The following is a 304-nucleotide window of genomic DNA, read 5'->3' as shown; positions in this document are numbered from 1 at the left end:
CCGCTTGGCTCCACCACTTTCGACATTAGGCCGTCGAAGGTTCTACAACTTGAAGTTTTCGTGCGTCCCCATCGTCTAGAGGCCTAGGACATCACCCTTTCACGGTGGCGACCGGGGTTCGAATCCCCGTGGGGACGCCAGTTTCAAAACGGACTCTGCTCCCGGCAGATCATCCGGAGTTTCACTGGGGCCATAGCTCAGCTGGGAGAGCGCCTGCATGGCATGCAGGAGGTCAGCGGTTCGATCCCGCTTGGCTCCACCACTTTCGACATTAGGCCGTCGAAGGTTCTACAACTTGAAGTTT

The 304-nt window shown here is 57.2% G+C and carries 2 tRNA genes; both read left to right on the top strand.

Annotation, left to right across the window (positions count from 1 at the left end):
- Positions 1 to 64: 64 nt before the first annotated feature.
- A tRNA-Glu gene (locus tag R5H29_RS01480) sits at positions 65 to 140 on the top strand.
- Between the two features lie 46 nt (positions 141 to 186).
- Positions 187 to 262 (top strand) — tRNA-Ala (locus R5H29_RS01475).
- The last annotated feature ends 42 nt before the right edge of the window (positions 263 to 304 follow it).

This window comes from Stenotrophomonas sp. A3_2 (assembly GCF_036624925.1).
In the GTDB taxonomy this organism is placed as follows: Bacteria; Pseudomonadota; Gammaproteobacteria; order Xanthomonadales; family Xanthomonadaceae; genus Stenotrophomonas; species Stenotrophomonas hibiscicola.
This window is presented reverse-complemented; position numbering and strand designations above follow the sequence as displayed.